11 protein-coding genes and 2 pseudogenes are annotated in these 15,939 nt (G+C 59.8%); 8 read left to right on the top strand and 5 right to left on the bottom strand.

The window, feature by feature from the left end; translation table 11 throughout:
* Positions 1 to 28: 28 nt before the first annotated feature.
* The 3 genes and pseudogenes from J2R78_RS06315 to J2R78_RS06305 form a co-directional block, all read left to right on the top strand.
* Positions 29 to 900: pseudogene (locus J2R78_RS06315) on the top strand (site-specific integrase); the annotation flags it as partial.
* Between the two features lie 297 nt (positions 901 to 1,197).
* Positions 1,198 to 1,712 (top strand): annotated as a pseudogene (locus tag J2R78_RS06310) (IS21 family transposase); the annotation flags it as partial.
* Positions 1,713 to 1,776: 64 nt separating this feature from the next.
* Positions 1,777 to 3,609, top strand: a complete 1,833-nt coding sequence (locus J2R78_RS06305; protein ID WP_253587806.1) for an NEL-type E3 ubiquitin ligase domain-containing protein — start codon at positions 1,777 to 1,779, stop codon at positions 3,607 to 3,609.
* Between the two features lie 134 nt (positions 3,610 to 3,743).
* On the opposite strand, the gene J2R78_RS45110 is transcribed toward J2R78_RS06305, so the two are convergent.
* Entirely contained in the window at positions 3,744 to 4,322 is a 579-nt protein-coding gene (locus J2R78_RS45110; protein ID WP_375166987.1) for a DUF6088 family protein, read from the bottom strand.
* Positions 4,323 to 4,611: 289 nt separating this feature from the next.
* On the opposite strand from J2R78_RS45110, the gene J2R78_RS06300 reads away from it, so the two are divergent.
* The 4 genes from J2R78_RS06300 (at position 4,612) to J2R78_RS06285 (ending at position 6,321) form a co-directional block, all read left to right on the top strand.
* Entirely contained in the window at positions 4,612 to 4,872 is a 261-nt protein-coding gene (locus tag J2R78_RS06300) for a hypothetical protein (RefSeq protein ID WP_069275652.1), read from the top strand.
* 348 nt (positions 4,873 to 5,220) lie between these two features.
* Entirely contained in the window at positions 5,221 to 5,721 is a 501-nt protein-coding gene (locus tag J2R78_RS06295; RefSeq protein WP_176731251.1) for a hypothetical protein, read from the top strand.
* Entirely contained in the window at positions 5,711 to 5,890 is a 180-nt protein-coding gene (locus J2R78_RS06290; protein ID WP_176731253.1) for a site-specific integrase, read from the top strand. The genes J2R78_RS06295 and J2R78_RS06290 overlap by 11 nt, the downstream gene beginning before the upstream one ends.
* A complete protein-coding gene (locus J2R78_RS06285; protein ID WP_253603449.1) occupies positions 5,878 to 6,321 on the top strand; it encodes a tyrosine-type recombinase/integrase in 444 nt (147 codons plus the stop codon). The genes J2R78_RS06290 and J2R78_RS06285 overlap by 13 nt, the downstream gene beginning before the upstream one ends.
* A 390-nt stretch (positions 6,322 to 6,711) precedes the next feature.
* Here the strand turns inward: J2R78_RS06285 and J2R78_RS06275 are convergent, their stop codons facing one another.
* The 4 genes from J2R78_RS06275 to J2R78_RS06260 all read right to left on the bottom strand — a co-directional run bounded on the left by J2R78_RS06275 (position 6,712) and on the right by J2R78_RS06260 (position 10,070).
* Positions 6,712 to 7,137, bottom strand: coding sequence for a sigma factor-like helix-turn-helix DNA-binding protein (locus tag J2R78_RS06275; RefSeq protein ID WP_176731254.1), 426 nt, complete (start codon positions 7,135 to 7,137; stop codon positions 6,712 to 6,714).
* 496 nt (positions 7,138 to 7,633) lie between these two features.
* Positions 7,634 to 8,830, bottom strand: a complete 1,197-nt coding sequence (locus J2R78_RS06270) for an IS91 family transposase (RefSeq protein WP_253603446.1) — start codon at positions 8,828 to 8,830, stop codon at positions 7,634 to 7,636.
* Positions 8,831 to 9,700, bottom strand: a complete 870-nt coding sequence (locus J2R78_RS06265; RefSeq protein ID WP_253587798.1) for a site-specific integrase — start codon at positions 9,698 to 9,700, stop codon at positions 8,831 to 8,833. It lies immediately after the preceding gene.
* Complete coding sequence (locus tag J2R78_RS06260) at positions 9,588 to 10,070, bottom strand: hypothetical protein (protein ID WP_253587796.1); 483 nt, start codon at positions 10,068 to 10,070, stop codon at positions 9,588 to 9,590. The genes J2R78_RS06265 and J2R78_RS06260 overlap by 113 nt, the downstream gene beginning before the upstream one ends.
* A gap of 424 nt (positions 10,071 to 10,494) precedes the next feature.
* Here J2R78_RS06260 and J2R78_RS06255 point away from each other — a divergent pair, with 424 nt between their 5' ends.
* Positions 10,495 to 15,909, top strand: a complete 5,415-nt coding sequence (locus tag J2R78_RS06255) for a hypothetical protein (RefSeq protein ID WP_253603444.1) — start codon at positions 10,495 to 10,497, stop codon at positions 15,907 to 15,909.
* Positions 15,910 to 15,939 lie beyond the last annotated feature (30 nt).

The following is a 15,939-nucleotide window of genomic DNA, read 5'->3' as shown; positions in this document are numbered from 1 at the left end:
TTTTCGTTTTTTTGCCAAGGAGCCTTCAATGACCCCGCTTCGGTTACGCATGATAAACGACATGCAGATCCGCAACTTGTCACCGTATACGCAGGATTCCTATCTGCTGCAGTTTTCGCAGTTCGCCCGCCATTTTGCGAAGTCGCCGGCTTTGCTTGGGCCGGAAGATGTCCGCGCCTACCAAGTCTATCTGACGAACGAGAAGAAGTTGGCGCCGAGTCGATCCACGTGACCGTCTCAGCGCTCCGTTTCTTGTACCGTATCACGCTCGGCTTCGAATGGGATTTCGACCTTATCATTCCGTGTCCAAAGGCGCCCAAGACGCTCGCCGTCATCCTCAGCCCCGAAGAGGTACTGCACTTCCTCGGCTGCGTGGAGAGCCTCAAGCATCAAGTGATCTTGACAACATGCTACGCCGCCGGTCTGCGCATTTCCGAAGCGGTACGCCTAAAGCCGGGGGCCATCGACCGACGGCGGATGGTGCTACGCGTCGATCAAGGCAAGGGGAAGAAGGACCGTTACGTCATGCTCTCGGCACGGTTGCTGGAGACACTGACCGACTATTGGCGCGCCGTCCGGCCGAGCACGTGGATGTTTCCCGGCGGTATCCCCAACGAGCCGATATCGACCAACGCGGTGCAGGACGCCTGCAGCAAGGCGCATCGGTTAGCGGGCCTTGCCAAGCCCGTGACACCGCATTCGCTGCGGCATGCCTTCGCCGTTCATCTACTCGAGGCCGGCACCGATCTTCGCACCATCCAGCTCTTGCTTGGCCATCGCAGCCTGTCCACAACCGCGCAATAGCTCCGGATAGCCACGAACAAAGTCTGCGCGGCGACCAGCCCGCTGGAGCTGCTGCCGCGCCCAATCCCTAAGGCACCACCACCGCCGCCTGAACCCTGTTGTCGTTCTTCCGACGTCAAACCTCCGGCGCTTCGCATTTTCGGCTACTTCGCTTCCCAGATCTCGCTTCCACCCAGTACTTTCGTGATAATGTCCGCTTTGGACTTGTCTCCAGTCCAGATCACGACGTTCACAAACAACGGCGCAGTGATTCAACACCCATAGCTGCAGCAGCGTGCCCGCGGCTTCGTCCAACACGTTTTTAGATTACCGGTGCCCCTCGCGAGTGCCCATGTTGGGTGCTGCGCGCCGCCAATCTAAAAACGCTCTCTAATATGTAATCGTGAACATATTTCGCGGTTCTGCGATTTATTCCGGGAGTTCGAGCGGCGTCTGTCTCCGACGATGCGACAGGACCATCCGGCCGGTGACAAGGTCTTTGTTGTTACTCCGGCAAGGAAATCATGATCGTCGATCGCGAAACCGGGGTTGTGCGCGACGCGGAAATCTTCGTCGCCGTGCTTGGCGCCTCAAATTATACTTACGCCGAGGCGACCTGGACGCAGACACTTCCGGACTGGATCGAGGCCCATGTCCGCATGTTCCGGTTCTTTGGCGGGGTGCCACGCCTAATCGTTCCCGACAATTTGAAGTCCGGCGTGCACAGGGCTTCGTTCTACGATCCTGAAATCAATCGCAGCTACGGGATGATGGCGAAACCCCGGGATAAGGCAAAAGTGGAAGCCGGGGTGCGTTTTGCCCAGACCTACATCCTGGGGCGGCTTCGCCGACAGACCTTCTTCTCGCTGGCCGAGGCGAACGCGGCCATCGCCGCCGCGCTGGACAGTCTGTCAGCTTTTCGAAAGCTAAGTATCTTAGGTGCTAGAGCATGCCACCGTGACTGAGTCTACTCAGTTTCGTAAGGAGGGTAAGATGGATCCTTTTGAGAGAAGACAAATTCAGCCCGGCGGCGGAGGCTTCTTCCGTTCTACATCTTCCAGACAAGAGGCCGAGCAAAGCGGACCGGAGGCGCAGTGGGACGCATTCCTGACAGGCTACGCAGCAAACTCCGGGGGCTCAGCCCATGCAGAGGACGTTGACCACGAGGTGCTTGAGAATTGGGCTACCGAATCGGAGACGGGCCCGCTTGAGAATCGGGAAGAAGCTGTAAGACGACTGAACGCTCGGGGTGAGGCCGCCAGACTGAATCTCGGAGCGTTGAGGCTTACTAGCCTACCTCCACTTCCGAACGCCATCGTCGTCCTGGATGTAGGCTTCAATCGGCTTACAAGTCTGCCGGATAGCCTCCCTCCTTCGCTCCAGCGTCTTGACCTTAGGGGCAATGAGCTGACCAGCCTGCCCGCGCTTCCGACCGAGCTCAGAGGTCTTGACGCGAGCTCCAACCGGCTGAGGAACTTGCCTGAGGTCCTACCTGCTGCGCTGCAGTTTCTCGACCTCAACTACAATCAATTGGTAGACCTGCCCGAGGTCCTCCCTGCTTCGCTCCGGCTTCTCTACGCCCGCAACAATCAGTTGACGAATCTGCCGGAGGTTCTTCCTGCCAGGCTCCGGTATCTCGACGTCGGCGAAAACGAACTAACGCGTTTGCCGGAGGCCCTCCCTGCTTCACTGGAGCTTCTCGACGCCAGCCAAAACCAGTTGACGAGCCTGCCCGAGGACCTGCTGACGCGGCTAGGCGCCAGTAGCAGGATATATGCGACTCAAAATCCGCTGCCCGAACAGGTGCTGACGAACCTGGATACAGTCCTAAGCGCCGAAGGCTATGTCGGTCCGACCGTCTACCTTCCACGCAATGACGTTAGTGAATGGTCCGGGACAGACGATGAAGAGGCCGATGCTCTCATTGAAACGGTCGCAGACTGGCTCCGGGGCAATCCACAGGACGGCGATCAAGAGGTCCTGGCGGTTTGGCAGAGCGTTGCTGAAGAGCCGGGCGCCCGGGAATACGCGCTCTTCCTTGGCAAACTGTTCGACTCCGTGAACGCTGAGAATGAAGAATTCCGGCAGTCGGTGGCCAATGATCTGCGGGGGGCAGCGAAAAACCCGCAATTGGTTACGCGCTACTTCCAACTGGCCCTGGACGCCAACCAGAGCTGCGAGGATCGCAGAACTTTGACCTGGAACGGCATGCAGACCGCACGCCTCATCGCAGACGTCGAGAACGGCGCCTATAACGACAAGGCTCGACTTCCCGATCTCGTCGATCTGGGCCGGGTCATGTTCCGCCTGGACGCGCTGGAGAGAATTGCGCGCGAGAAGGTTCAGTCGCTAGGCTCGGGCAACAACGTCGAAGGCATCGACGCCATTGAGGTCTTTCTTGCTTATCAAAACAAGCTACGCGAACGGCTGGGACTGCAGCACGTCGCGCCGGACATGCGCTTCTTTGAAGTCTCCGGCGTCACCGACGCTGACGTTGATTTCGCAGAGACATCCGTCCGGAACAGGGAGGCGGCGGAATTCGCCGATTATTTGGCGGTGGACTGGCAACCTTGGGACGACGTGGTGCGTCGCATCGCACCCGAAGACCACGCCATGGCGCAGGACCAGCTCATTGCTGCAATGGGGAACGAGTTCGACAGCCGACTTGAGCAACAGCTGGCCGACAGAGGCCTGACAGAGGCTGAAGCTGGCCTCGTCGAGGATGCCAAGCGGGAATTGGGTGCCGCAGTTCGTAAACAAATCGCCCGTGAGATCAAGGGCGCTCTAAGAGACAAGGTGCTCAATGATCGCGGCCTCACCCTCTGATGCCACCTTTGCTGCAGTAGGCGTACTGCAGTTTGCCTCTGCGTGCGGCCGGCGCCGAGAGAATTTGCGTGCGCAGCAAGTGCAACGGATCACCAATCTAGAAGCCGGCGCTGCTCGGCTCATGCGGGAGCTCCCTAAGGCGACGATGGAAGTCGACCAACTGGACCAGCATCCGAAGCGCGAAAGGCGGCGAGATCACTGTCGAAGTTCGCGGAAAGAGCCATTTGACTTGCGTCATCCTGCAGCACGCTGTGCCCGAGCGATTCAGCCGGAGTGAGTTTCTGGCTGACGGACCGCAGCGCTTGTCTTGCCTTGGCGCGGCCCCGGCAAGCGCCGCGGACCCCCGCACCTGCTCCACCGTTTGCAAGCACTAGCTGCAAACCGGACGCATGCTTGAGTTCCACCATCTGCTTGCCGATGTAAGGCTCACGCGAAAGACCGTACCTTAGATAAACCTCCCGAACAACGACCTGCGTCGTCCAACCGAGACGGTTGGCTGCCGCAACTCCGCTGGACACGATGGTTTCGCCGCTCCGAACCTGCTCAACCGCAGCTCTAACTCTCACGTCGCGCGCAGGAGTTTTCTTCGCTCGGTAAGACGCTACAGCTCGACGGCAGCCCGCTTTCCAAGATGCAAAAGACCCCCTCAGCAATCGCACGCCTTCCCGCAATTTCTTGGTGATTTCCAGGATTCGGGTGCTCAGAAGGACCATGGCACATACTCCATTCTCAAACACAGAACAACTTCTGACACCTAGCGCCAAGCATTCAGCTGCGATCTCCAAAGGCATCACGTGCTCGGCTGCCAGTGCCTTCTTCAGGGCGGCAACATTGCGAGGTGGTGAATCACAGATTTGAAGCGCTGGGCCTTCGCCAAAAAAAGCAATCTGCTCGATGTCGTACTCAATCCGCGCTTCTCAGTGACCAGCTCAGTTGTGGACACCGCGTGTCGATGCCTTCCCACATCTAGGCGAGCCAAAGAGCGGAATTGGTCGCCAGCTCATGTTCCGACGCCCCACAATTATCTCGCAGGAACATCGCGATTTAGCGCTGAACGTTGCCGATCAGAGGCGATTTGCAAATGCAAAGGACATGTTGTCGCAACATGCCCGCTTTCTGCTCGATGGCGAAAAGGCAAAAGTGATAGTCGCAAGCATAACCAAACAAGTAGCGCGCCTCGTGGTACGAGTTGTTCGCGCTGAAGCCGTTAGCGAAAAGGACGCCGAAATGATCAAGGCGCCTTCGTATACCCGCGCTTTCTGACTAAATAGTCTGACCGTTAATGAGCTCTCCTGAACGTGCAGCTGTCCATCACGTCGCTCTTCTCTCGTCATTCCATTGGAGGATCGCCATCGCTCCCTCTTCATCGTGAACGTAGCTTTCTCTTCTCTCCAGATGATTCCAATGGCAGCCAATCTTTGGCCACCCGGAAGAACACATTCAGCGACCATCTCGCGGCTTTCATCGTTTCGGCTGATCGATCCTTAACGTGCCGCCCCCATCGAAAGGAAGGGGCCGCGCACCGTTGAACAACTGATCCCAGACATCTGCACCGGCCGCTGATCGCAGCCGGCCTGCAATCTCATCGAATTTGCTGCGGTGTTGCAACCGATGCTGCCGTTGCTGGAAGCGGTCGTGCAGAGCGGCAAGCCCTTGCTTATGATCGCCGAAGACGTGGAAGGTGAGGCGCTTGCCACGCTTGTCGTGAACAGGCTGCGGGCCGGATTGAAGGTCGCGGCTGTCAAGGCATCAGGGTTGCCGCGCGGACAAGAATCTCCATTATTCACTACGCGCGGCAGTCGACCCTGGCACTATGTGCGGGTCATCTCCTGGTTTCAGCATGTCCGCCGAGCCGCCGGACTCAGTTGCCCTGTCGGCGAGCCTCGACCTCCACGGCTGCACGATATTCGCCACACAGCCGCGGTGCACCGGGTGATCGCATGGTATCGCTCCGGCCAGGAGGTGCAGCGACTACTTCCGCAACTCGCAACCTACCTTGGCCACATCGATAGCCGTTCAACCCAGCGCTATTTGCAGATGACGCCGGATCTCCTCCAGGCGGCCAGCGAGCGCTTTGCTCTGTACGCGATGGAGGCCGACCATGAAGGATAAGAGCCTGCTTGGTCCGTGGATCCGGCGGTTCTTGCTGGAACATCTGGTCGCCGAGCGCAATCTTTCCCACAACACCGAAGCCAGCTACCGCGACACGCTGACATTGTTGCTGCCGTTTGCCAGCAAGCAGGGAGGCTGCGCCATCGATCGCATGACGTGGAAGAGTTGACGCCGGAAGTCGTCCGCAAGTTCCTGGACCACCTGGAGCGCGATCGCCAGTGCAGCGAGGTTACCCGCAACCAACGGCTGGCGACCATCCATTCACTGGCGCGCTTTATCGGGACGCGTTCGCCGGTCCACTTGGCCTGGTGTTCCGAGATACGGGCAGTGCCGTTCAAGAAGACGGCCAAGACAGCGATCGGATACCTCGAAAAGGCCGAGATGGACGCGCTGCTAAACCAACTTGACCGACGCACGAGTCTTGGGGTGCGCGACCATGTTCTGCTGCTTTTCCTATACAACAGCGGTGCTCGCGCCGATGAGGCAGCAAAATTGACGGTCGGCAATCTCCAACTGGGGGCGTCCCCGTCAGTGCGGCTTCTCGGCAAGGGAAACAAGATCAGAATCTGTCCCTGTGGTCAACGACGGCAACCTCGTTGACTCGCCTTGTAGCCGACCGGAACAAAAGTGAAGGGGTCTTTCTCGGGCGGACGAACCAACCTTTGACGCGCTTCGGAATACACCGTCTCGTGACGCAATATGCCGCTATGGCGGGCGAAACGGTCCCGACGTTGGCGATGAAGCGCGTGAGCCCACATACGGTTCGGCACACAACGGCCGTGCAGGCTGCGCGCCGGCGTCGACATCAACACGATCCGTGCTTGGCTGGGCCACGTGTCATTAGACACCACGCACATCTATGTTGAAGTCGACCTGGAGATGAAAGCAGAGGCGTTAGACAGGGTCGATATCAGCAGCCTGAGGCCGCCGCCTCGACAACCCTCTCTCCCGTCGTTGATGGCCTTCTTGAAGGCCCTGTAGGCCGAAAGGTCACACTCTTACGTTGCGGAGCGAGCCGAGGAGAGTTGGCGAAATCCTTGGTTCGCTCAGCAGCGACAACATAAATCCGGCCGCAACATAACACGCATAGCTGAAGCTGTCGGAGTTTGCGTCGCAATACTCCTCCCACAACAGCATCAGCGTGACGTTCGGGCGCCGCAGCTCGCGATGCACAAGCGCCCAATCCCGATGCGGACGCTCGTCGTTGGGCCGATCGGAAGGCGGTGGAAATAGGCGGTTCTCGAGCCGGACGTCGTCATCCAGCTCCGGCGGCAAAGGCCAGGTCAGGCTGGCGCGGCGGGCTCGGTTCACGTACTTGCTGACCGTGCCCTTGGCCAGACCGAGGCTGCGGGCAACGGCGCGTTGCGACATGCCGACGCTAAAGTGCAGGCGTAGAACTTCGCGAATGTGGCGCATGGACAGTCTCTCTGTCGGCATCTCGATCCTCTGCGGTTTAGGCAAAAGACCGAGCTACCCCGGTTGCAGACTGTCAGCGGTGCGCACCTCCCCGTTGTCCCCGATCACGATCGCTGGAAATAGCGATCACGATCAGCTGGAAATGGTGATCACGATGCTCTGGAATTTTTAGGGTTGAGCTGGGTCGCGCTTGAGGATGCGCGACCCAGGCACGAGCGCGACGCAGCTCAAGCCGGGTTGAACGAAGCCGCGGGCCGGGAGCTCAAGCGGTTATGGGGATTGAGGGCGCCGCAGACGTGCGCGATCCGCGATCAGTTGGGGATGGGTAAATGCACAGATTGGTGCGCAGCCGAGTCGGCTCGGCCGGCTCGGTGTGCAATAAGAGCGGAATCGTGCTTGCAACGGCAATTGCAGCATGGCTGGGCGAGCACCGACCCGCTGTCGGCCAGAGCGTGGTAGCAGTGATATCGGCGAAAACTATCGTGCGCGATTGGGTTCATGAGGTGTCCGGCGTCAGATTACCCCGACGAGGTCCGGGAAGGATCTCGATAACGACCATGCGGCTTCCGCAACAGGGGCATGGCGGTCGTTCGGATGTGTCTGCGACTGCGCACGCAGGCTGCTGCTCGGGCGCCTGATCAGCAATCGAAGGTGGCGTTGCCGCAAGCAAGCGACGGATCAGCATGAGCTTGGCACGGCGATGCCCGTTAGCGAGAAATCCATAGTGGCGGATGCGCTGGAAACCATCGGGCAGGACGTGCAACAAGAACCGGCGTATGAACTCGTCGGCCGCGAGCGTCATCGACTTCATCCGTGCTCCGTCGCGATAGTCGCGCCAAGAGAAGGTGGCGCCGTCATTATCGACTGCGAGAAGCCGGTGATTGGAGATGGCAACGCGGTGCGTGTAGCGAGCCAAATAGGCTAGAACCTGCTTGGGGCCGGCGAAAGGTCGCTTGGCGTAGACCAGCCATTCGATGCGGCGCAGCGACGTAAGGACTGTATCGAACGCTGAATGATCGCTGAGGTGCTTCAGATTGCCGAAGAAACGCAGCTTGTCGGCACGATAAGCAGCCCTCAGCTTCTCCAGGAACAGCCGGTGGTAGAGACGCGACAGCACGCGCACCGGCAGAAAGAAGCCCGGTCGGCAGGCGATCCAGCGATCGCCGTGCGCCGACAGCCCGCCGCCCGGCACGATGCAGTGGACGTGCGGGTGATGGGTCAGCGTCTGGCCCCAGGTGTGCAGCACCATGATCGCACCGATCTCAGCGCCGAGGTACCGCTCGTCGGCCGCAATCGTCTTCAAAGTCTCAGCCGCTGCCTCGAACAGCATCGCGTAGACGGTCGCCTTGTTGTGATAGGCGATCGCCGCCACCGGCGCCGGCAGCGTGAACACCACATGGAAGTACTCGACCGGCAACAGGTCGGCAGCGCGGGCGCTGAGCCACTCGCGGGCTGCCGTACTCTGGCACTTCGGGCAATGACGGTCGCGGCAGCTATTGTAGGAGATCCGCTGGTGCCGGCAGTCGACACAGCACTCGACGTGACCACCGAGCGCGGCAGTCCGGCACGCTTCGATGGCGCCCATCACGCGCAGCTGGGATCGGCTGAGGTGCCCGGCGTGGGCGACGCGGAACGCGTCGCCGTGCTGGCGGAAGATGTCCGCCACCTCGAACGCCGGACGTGCGCCGGGCACCTACTCGGGCCGAGATCTCAATCGTGCGTCGAGATCGTCGAGCGGACTTCTGGCCCGTGCGATCAGATTGGTTGCGACTTGCGTGTAGCGCTCCGTCGATGACAATCGCGCATGGCCAAGAAGGACTTGGATGAGCCGGATATCAGTCCCGCGCTCGTAAAGGTGAGTAGCAAAGCTGTGCCGCAGAACATGTGCCGTCACCCGCTTATCGAGGCCGGCATGTTGCCGAGCTTTGCGGCAAGCCTCTTGCAGCGTGGCGACGCTCACCGGATCGTCCGGATTGCGCCCCGGAAACAGCCAATGGCGCGGTTTGGCCAGACACCAGTAGGATCGCAGGATGCTAAGCAGCCGCGGCGACAGCATCACGTAACGATCCTTGCCGCCCTTGCCGGCGGTGATCAGGATCAGCATGCGCTTGCTGTCGATCGCGCTGGGCTTCAGGCGGCTGACCTCGCCGACCCGTAGCCCGGCAGCGTAGGCCGTCACCAGCGCAACGCGGTCGCGCAGGGCCGGTACAGCCTCCAGGAAACGGGCGACTTCCTCCGCACTCAGCACCAGCGGTTGCTTGATCGGCTCGCGGGCCGAAATAATGTTCTCAATCGCCTCCTTGCGCCCGAGCGTCACCGCATAGAAAAAGCGCAACGCGCACGTCACTTGGTTGATGTGAGTCCACGACCGCTTCAACCCGATCAGGTGCAGTTGGTACGCGCGCACCTGCTCAAGGCCGAGCTTGTCAGGTGATCGGCCGAAGTGTCGGCTAAAGTTCGCAACCGCGTACACATAGGATTGCTGCGTCGACCGTGATAAGTTGCGCAGCGTCATATCCTCGATCATGCGGCGGCGCAGCGGGCTCGAACTCATCGTGGCCATGAGGCACTCCTGGATTAAGAGGAACGGACTTGCGGCCCAATCCTCTCAAACAGATGCCTCTCAGATAAATGGCCTCGCCCTCCCGCGGAGCGGGTTCGTTCAACACGCACTCATGGTAACGATTTGCCCGGCGTTCTGTGAAATCGGCGGCAATCTTATCGTCAATAAGAACAGCAACGGATTCGAAATTTTCCGAGAAGACCGCGAGCACGTCGGTTTCGCCCACTTCGCGCTGGATTTTGCAGAAACCGAAATTCGGCTTTTTCGCACCGGAAACCCTTGAGCCCGACTTTTCCACAAACCAGTCATCGAAGCCGTTACCGCTATAAAGTTCTTCGAGGATGAAGAGATCAAGGTCTCGTTCCTGCATCTGAATGAAGTCATGATATTCAGCAGCTCAGTGTTGAACGTTGCGCTCAAGAAGTACTTTTCGTTGCAGCACAATGCCCGCCATAGCTTGGGCGATATCAATGCCGTAGGGTTGAGTATGGTCCGCATGTTTGCGGGACGCTGCCGGCTTCTCTCTCACGCTGCGGTTAGGAAGAGCATTGCGTCCGTCAGGTTCCCGACAGCTATTTCTCCTAGCAAACCAGCGTAGGTTTCCAGTCGGCTGAAGTGGATCGCAATGGAACAACATCGGAGCAACCCCTGCTTGGGGAGCTTGGCGACGGCATGCTGGGCCCCATGACCCTGGTGCGCGGTTCAACCCGGCTGAACCCATAAATGCCCTCGATGTGCGGCTCAAGACCAGCATACGCCGGAGCCCCAACCTTCATCTTCGAAAGCGAGAGCGGATGGACTTCACCTCAACGAACCCGATGCGTCGACAATCGGACAACGTCGGCTCGCAAGACGCCTCTCTGGTCGACTCGGCGGCCTTTGAGCGCCAGCTGAGCGAGGTCACCAGATCGCCCGCTCGCAGGCCCATGCAGCTCCTCACCCATCAATCGGGTGGATCAGCATCTGATGCGCAATCCATCATGGACGTCAGCGGGCAACAATTCGCGACGGCATCGCAGGGAGTAAGCAGCGAGGCTGTGCCGGCTGCCTTGCCGCTGCAGCCGGCGCGCTCAAGCGGGGTTTTGATAGGGTGTGGCAAGCGGCCTGTTCATTCCGAAGATGTGCCCCTTATTCAGGAGGTTCGGGAGGCTCTCATCAAGGGCGGGGCCGCCGAACGGACCGCCAAGAGCAATGCGGGTCATCTTCTCAGCTTGGCTCGCTGGCTCTTCGAAAACAACAAGGGGCCGATTGCTGGTCGTCTTAATAACAGTACGCTGACCAACGATGTCAGCGAGTTCATCAGCAAGGGTGGTTCCAAGCGCGCGCCTAAGGCGCTGGATCATCTGCGGACGTCGCAGTCGGCGGGCGGGGCCGCGCCGATTGCGGGTGTCGCCGACCTCACTCTTTATCCGGAGGATGCGGCCCTTATTATAGAGTACAAAAATGACGCGGCGACGGACACCGCGAGGGTCTATGCGGGTGCTCTTCGCAGCTTCGGTCAATACCTGCGTGAAAGCTGCAAGGAGGGCATTGCTGCCCGACTTGGCGACCAGTCTCTCGATGGAGACGCTGAGGACTATAAGGCGACTGGTGGCAACCCGAAGATCGGCGCCGCGTTGGCTCATCTTCTAAGGTCGTCAACAGGCGTCCGAACAAGGGGGCATGGACGCCATATCGCTGCCGTCCCTGATCCCGAAGGCGCAATCTTCATCGAGCCTGGGCTCGTTGATGTCGCAGCTGCGCAGCGCAGCGCGTCGGAGGCTGCTGTTAACTGGCCAGAGATCCTCGCTGTGGAAGGTCATGAGCAGGATCTGCTTGCTGGCATGGTGGACGAGACCGACCCATCTTCGCCTATCGATCGACCTCCGCAAATTGGTGTAGCGACCTTGCAAGCGCAGCGTGCCGCACTGGCTCATCTCAAAGGGTCGGCGTGCGCCCGAGTGATCGAACTTAGGCATTACCTTAATCCCGTTCCTGCTCTCGAAGAGGCAGGTCTCATCGAGCCGAGCCACGCTGGGGACATCGCTGCGCAGCCTAGCGCATTGGAGGGATCTGCCAGCTGGTCAGAAGTCATTCGAGCGGGTAATCACGAGCAGGACCTGCCTGGTCGCATGATGGACGAAGCTGGCCCATCATCGCTTCCCGAGGCGCTTACGCAAATCGATGTATCGGCATCGGAGGCGCAACGGCCGACGCGGACGAGTGGACCCCCATACATCCCGCCTCCGCATGGCGACGACGGGGGAGCGATGCTCGATCCCTCGGCGCAGCCGCCAAGCCAATCAACTTGGGCGTTCGTCGGACGAAGCGGGGACCCCCTTTATTCGGAAGACGCGGCTCTCATCGAGACGGTGAGGCCGGCACTGATCAGGGCTGGCGCCGCCGATCGCACCGTGACGGATAACGTACGCTGTCTTCTCAGATGGGGCCGTTGGCTTGTTAAGCACGATAAGCCCGGGATTGCTGCGCGGATTCATGACAAGTCGCTCGACAAAGATGCCGAGGAGTTCAGGCAATGCGGGGAGCGGGCCGTGCTTACGGCGCTCAGGCATCTGCGTGCCTCCCAATCTGCTGTCGGAATTGTCCGCATTTCCAGCCGCGTCGACCTCAATCCTTACCCTCAAGACGCGGAGCTCATCAAAGCGTACAAGAAAGAAGCACGAACAGAGACCGCCAGGAGATATGCAACGGCTCTTATCGACTTCAGCCACTATCTGCGTGACAACAACAAGCCCGGCATTGCCGCGAGGCTCGGCCATGCAACGTTGGATGAAGATGCCAAACGTTACAAGGAGGCGGGCCTCGGTGGTCGCCAAAAAGCGAGTGCCGCACTTGCCCATCTGCTGGCGTCTCCGCCCGGCGTCCGAGCGATGGAAGTCCGACGCCATATTCCACCCATTTCTGACCTCCAAGAGTCATTTCTCGCGCAGCCGAGCCGCGTCGGGGATGTCTCTGCGGGGCACGACGTCTCGGAGGAGACTGCCAACTGGCCGGAAATCCTTGCCGCGCAAGATCCCGAGAATCCACCTTTGGCGACAATAGACGAACGAAGCTTCTCGCCGTCTCTTGAGACAACCGCACACCATTTCGACATAGCGAATTCCGGAGCGGGTGACTTGAGCTTGCCCCACGATCAGCAATGGACTTGGGACGGGGAGATGGATGCGCTCGACGGGAGCGCTCTGGTGCCAGTCGAGCGGGTGTTCTTCAATCATGAGCAGGACGCGCCCGATGCGAGGCCTGCGAAGAGGCAGAGGATTCTGGAAGATCGGCAACTAATAGCCGTTGAGCGACAGCCGAGCGAAGCGGGCAGTTCAGGGAGGCGCGTGCTAAGGCAGGTCTCGGCCGCTCGGAGCGTTGCGGCCGTGCCGGCCGACTCGCCTCCGTGGTCGGGTCAATCGAACAGGATTTTGGTAGGTCGCAGCAACAGCCCCGTTTATTCCGAGGATGCGTCGCTTGTTCTGGGACTTGAGAACGCCTTGATCAAAGCCGGAGCCTGCGAAAGCACCGCGAAGGGAAATGTAGGTAGTCTTCTCAGATTGGGGCGTTGGCTCGTCAAAAACAACAAGCCGGGAATCGCTGCTCGGCTTAATGACATGACTCTGGACCGCGATGTCGCGGCCTTTGACAACAGTCGGAAGCATATGGTCCTTACGGCGCTTGGTCATCTGCGCGCATCTCAGTCGGCAGGCGGAATCGCGCCGTTCGCAGGCCGCGTTGTCCTCAATCCGTATCCTGAGGACGCGGCCCTCATCAAGGAGTATAAAGCGACTGACCTTCGACCTAGCGCCGCAAACTATGCAAATTTTCTCGCCGATTTCAGTCATTACCTGCGCCAGAACTACAAGCCGGGAATTGCTGCCCGGCTAGGTCACGAGTCGCTCGTGAATGACGCCAGCTCTTATATGGCGGATGCCGACGGTCACAGGACGATCGGAACCGCATTGGACAATCTCCTAAGGTCGCCTGCGGGCACCCGAATGCTGGAACTCACGCGCAATAGTTCTCCTAATCCGGACGTCCAGGACGCGGCCCTGATCGAGTCGAGGCGCATTGGCAATGAAGAGGCGCAGCACAGCGGGCCGGAGGGCGGTATGACCTGGCCAGAAGTCCTTCCTGCAACCGGTCACGAGTGTGATCTGCCATTGGAAGAGATAGACGAACCCGGATCCTCGTCTTTTGAGCCAACCGCGCGCCACCAACAGGCACCAGGCTCCAACGAATCCGTTCGGTTGAACTGGCCTCGCGATAGCCAGCAGGCCGACCAATTGCCGGTTGAACTTGACGGAAACAACCTCCCGCCGGACGAAGAATTTCTCATCAACAATGAGCATGATGCGGGGTACGCATACAGCGTAATGCCGCCTCCTGGAGGCGATGAGGCGTTCCGGCGCGACCCGGCGCTGCAGGCGGATCAATCAGGTTGGGGTTTGCCAGGTCGTCGCGGCGAAGTTCTTTATTCTGAAGATCTACCCCTGATCCTGGGGCTCAAGGAGGCGCTTCTCAAGGGCAACGCCGCCGACAGCACTGCCAAAGCCAATGTAGATCGGCTTCTCAGCTTTGACCGCTGGTTGTTCAAGAACAACAAGCCCGGCATTGCTGCTCGACTTGACGATGGATCGCTCGACGATGATTCCGAGGAGTTCACAAGAAAGGGTGGTTCCACCAACGTACGCACGGCACTCGCTCATCTCCGAACCTCCCAGTCAATGGGTGGAATCGCACCGGTAAAAGGCCGGCCGGACCTGACAGCTTATCCCGAGGACACGGCACTCATCAAAGAGTACAAGAGCAAAGCTGCGACCACAGGGAATTCAAGCACTGCAACGACCTATGCAAGTCTTCTTACCGATTTCAGTCACTACCTGCGTGAGCACAACAAGCCAGCCATTGCTGCTCGGCTTTACGAAGAAGCGTGGAACGAAGACGACTCGCTGGATGAAGACGTCAAGCGCTACAAGGATGCCGGTGGTCACAGAGCGGTCGGCGCCGCACTCGACCATCTCCGTGATGGAGCGAGAGACCTCGTCCGTCCTCCGTTCCATCCCGAAGATATGTCCCTAATTTCAGAGCTTGAAGACGCTCTCGTCAAGGCGGGGTACCAGGAGATCACCGCGAAGACGAATTATGCTCGTCCTCTTCGCAGATTCAGCCGGTGGCTTTTTGCAAACAACAAGTCGGGAATTGCTGCCCGCCTCAGTGACAAGTCGCTGGACGAAGATGCCACCTCGTTCGACACGGGTCGGAAACGGCTCCTCCTCATGGCTCTCGATCGGCTCAGAGCCTGCCAGCAGACGGGCGGAGTGGCGCCGATCACAGGCTTGCCGAGGGCATGGGAAGCCGCTTGGCAGCAACGCGCGCCGCAGGGAGGCTTCAATTGGCCCAAAGTCCTCCCCCCGCTAGGCGATACTCCGGAGTCTTTGTTGGAGATGGCCGATGAAGTCGGTCCGTCGTCCCTTGAGCCATCCACGCGCCAAGAGCCTGCACTCGATTTTAGACAGTCTCGTCCGTTGAATGGAGGGCACGACGGCCAGTGGTCCGCGGATGAGTTGATGGATGAGCTTCACATCGGCGACCTCCCGCCGGGCGAGGAGCTCCTCTTCAACGACCAGCATGAGATCGAAGAGTTGAGGCCGGCCAAGAGCCAAAAGATGCTCGGCCATCCGCAAGGCCGCGCCGTCGAGCAGCAGTCGAACGAAGGCGCCAATTCAGAGGGCGGTGCGCCGACGACGAGCCTCGCTCATCAAATCACGCAGCGCGCATGGGCGGCGCACGGGCACGACTACGCGACGTACCGCGGCGACGCGAGCGCGCAGCACGGTAAGCAGGGGCGCGTGATCACTCGGCCGCCGATCCTTCCCGATGCTCACGGTCTGAATCAGCTGGAGATGATCGAAGGAAGCCCACCTTGGTCCGGAGTGGTCCCGCCGGCGCAACTCCAGGAGGCAGAACGGACAGGGCAGGAGACAGTCCGGTCAACGTCAACCTCATCGTCGCAGATGCCGTTCAACTTTGATTGGAGTATGTGGCCGGCCTCGGAAGCCGCGCCGTCCCTGTCTGTTCCGGCTCACGTGTCGTCTGGTTCGCACGGGGGGCGCGATAATGGTATCCCTCCAAGCGCGCCGTCCGATGCTCAGATCCGGCATTTGGATTCGACAGTCTCGTCCCAAGGCCGTACGGACTTCAGCTCGGAGCCTCGGGCTGGCTGACCCGCATCTCCCGGCACGTTAAACGTTGTG

Source organism: Bradyrhizobium sp. USDA 4538 (assembly GCF_024171045.1).
In the GTDB taxonomy this organism is placed as follows: Bacteria; Pseudomonadota; Alphaproteobacteria; order Rhizobiales; family Xanthobacteraceae; genus Bradyrhizobium; species Bradyrhizobium australafricanum.
Note: the sequence above shows the minus strand (reverse complement) of the source record. Positions and strands in the feature narration are given on the sequence as shown.

Coding starts and splice junctions, on each gene's coding strand:
- J2R78_RS06305 (WP_253587806.1), top strand. CDS start 1,777: ATGGATCCTTTTGAGAGAAGACAAATTCAGCCCGGCGGCGGAGGCTTC.
- J2R78_RS45110 (WP_375166987.1), bottom strand. CDS start 4,322: ATGGTCCTTCTGAGCACCCGAATCCTGGAAATCACCAAGAAATTGCGG.
- J2R78_RS06300 (WP_069275652.1), top strand. CDS start 4,612: ATGTTCCGACGCCCCACAATTATCTCGCAGGAACATCGCGATTTAGCG.
- J2R78_RS06295 (WP_176731251.1), top strand. CDS start 5,221: ATGCTGCCGTTGCTGGAAGCGGTCGTGCAGAGCGGCAAGCCCTTGCTT.
- J2R78_RS06290 (WP_176731253.1), top strand. CDS start 5,711: ATGAAGGATAAGAGCCTGCTTGGTCCGTGGATCCGGCGGTTCTTGCTG.
- J2R78_RS06275 (WP_176731254.1), bottom strand. CDS start 7,137: ATGCGCCACATTCGCGAAGTTCTACGCCTGCACTTTAGCGTCGGCATG.
- J2R78_RS06265 (WP_253587798.1), bottom strand. CDS start 9,700: ATGGCCACGATGAGTTCGAGCCCGCTGCGCCGCCGCATGATCGAGGAT.
- J2R78_RS06260 (WP_253587796.1), bottom strand. CDS start 10,070: ATGCAGGAACGAGACCTTGATCTCTTCATCCTCGAAGAACTTTATAGC.
- J2R78_RS06255 (WP_253603444.1), top strand. CDS start 10,495: ATGGACTTCACCTCAACGAACCCGATGCGTCGACAATCGGACAACGTC.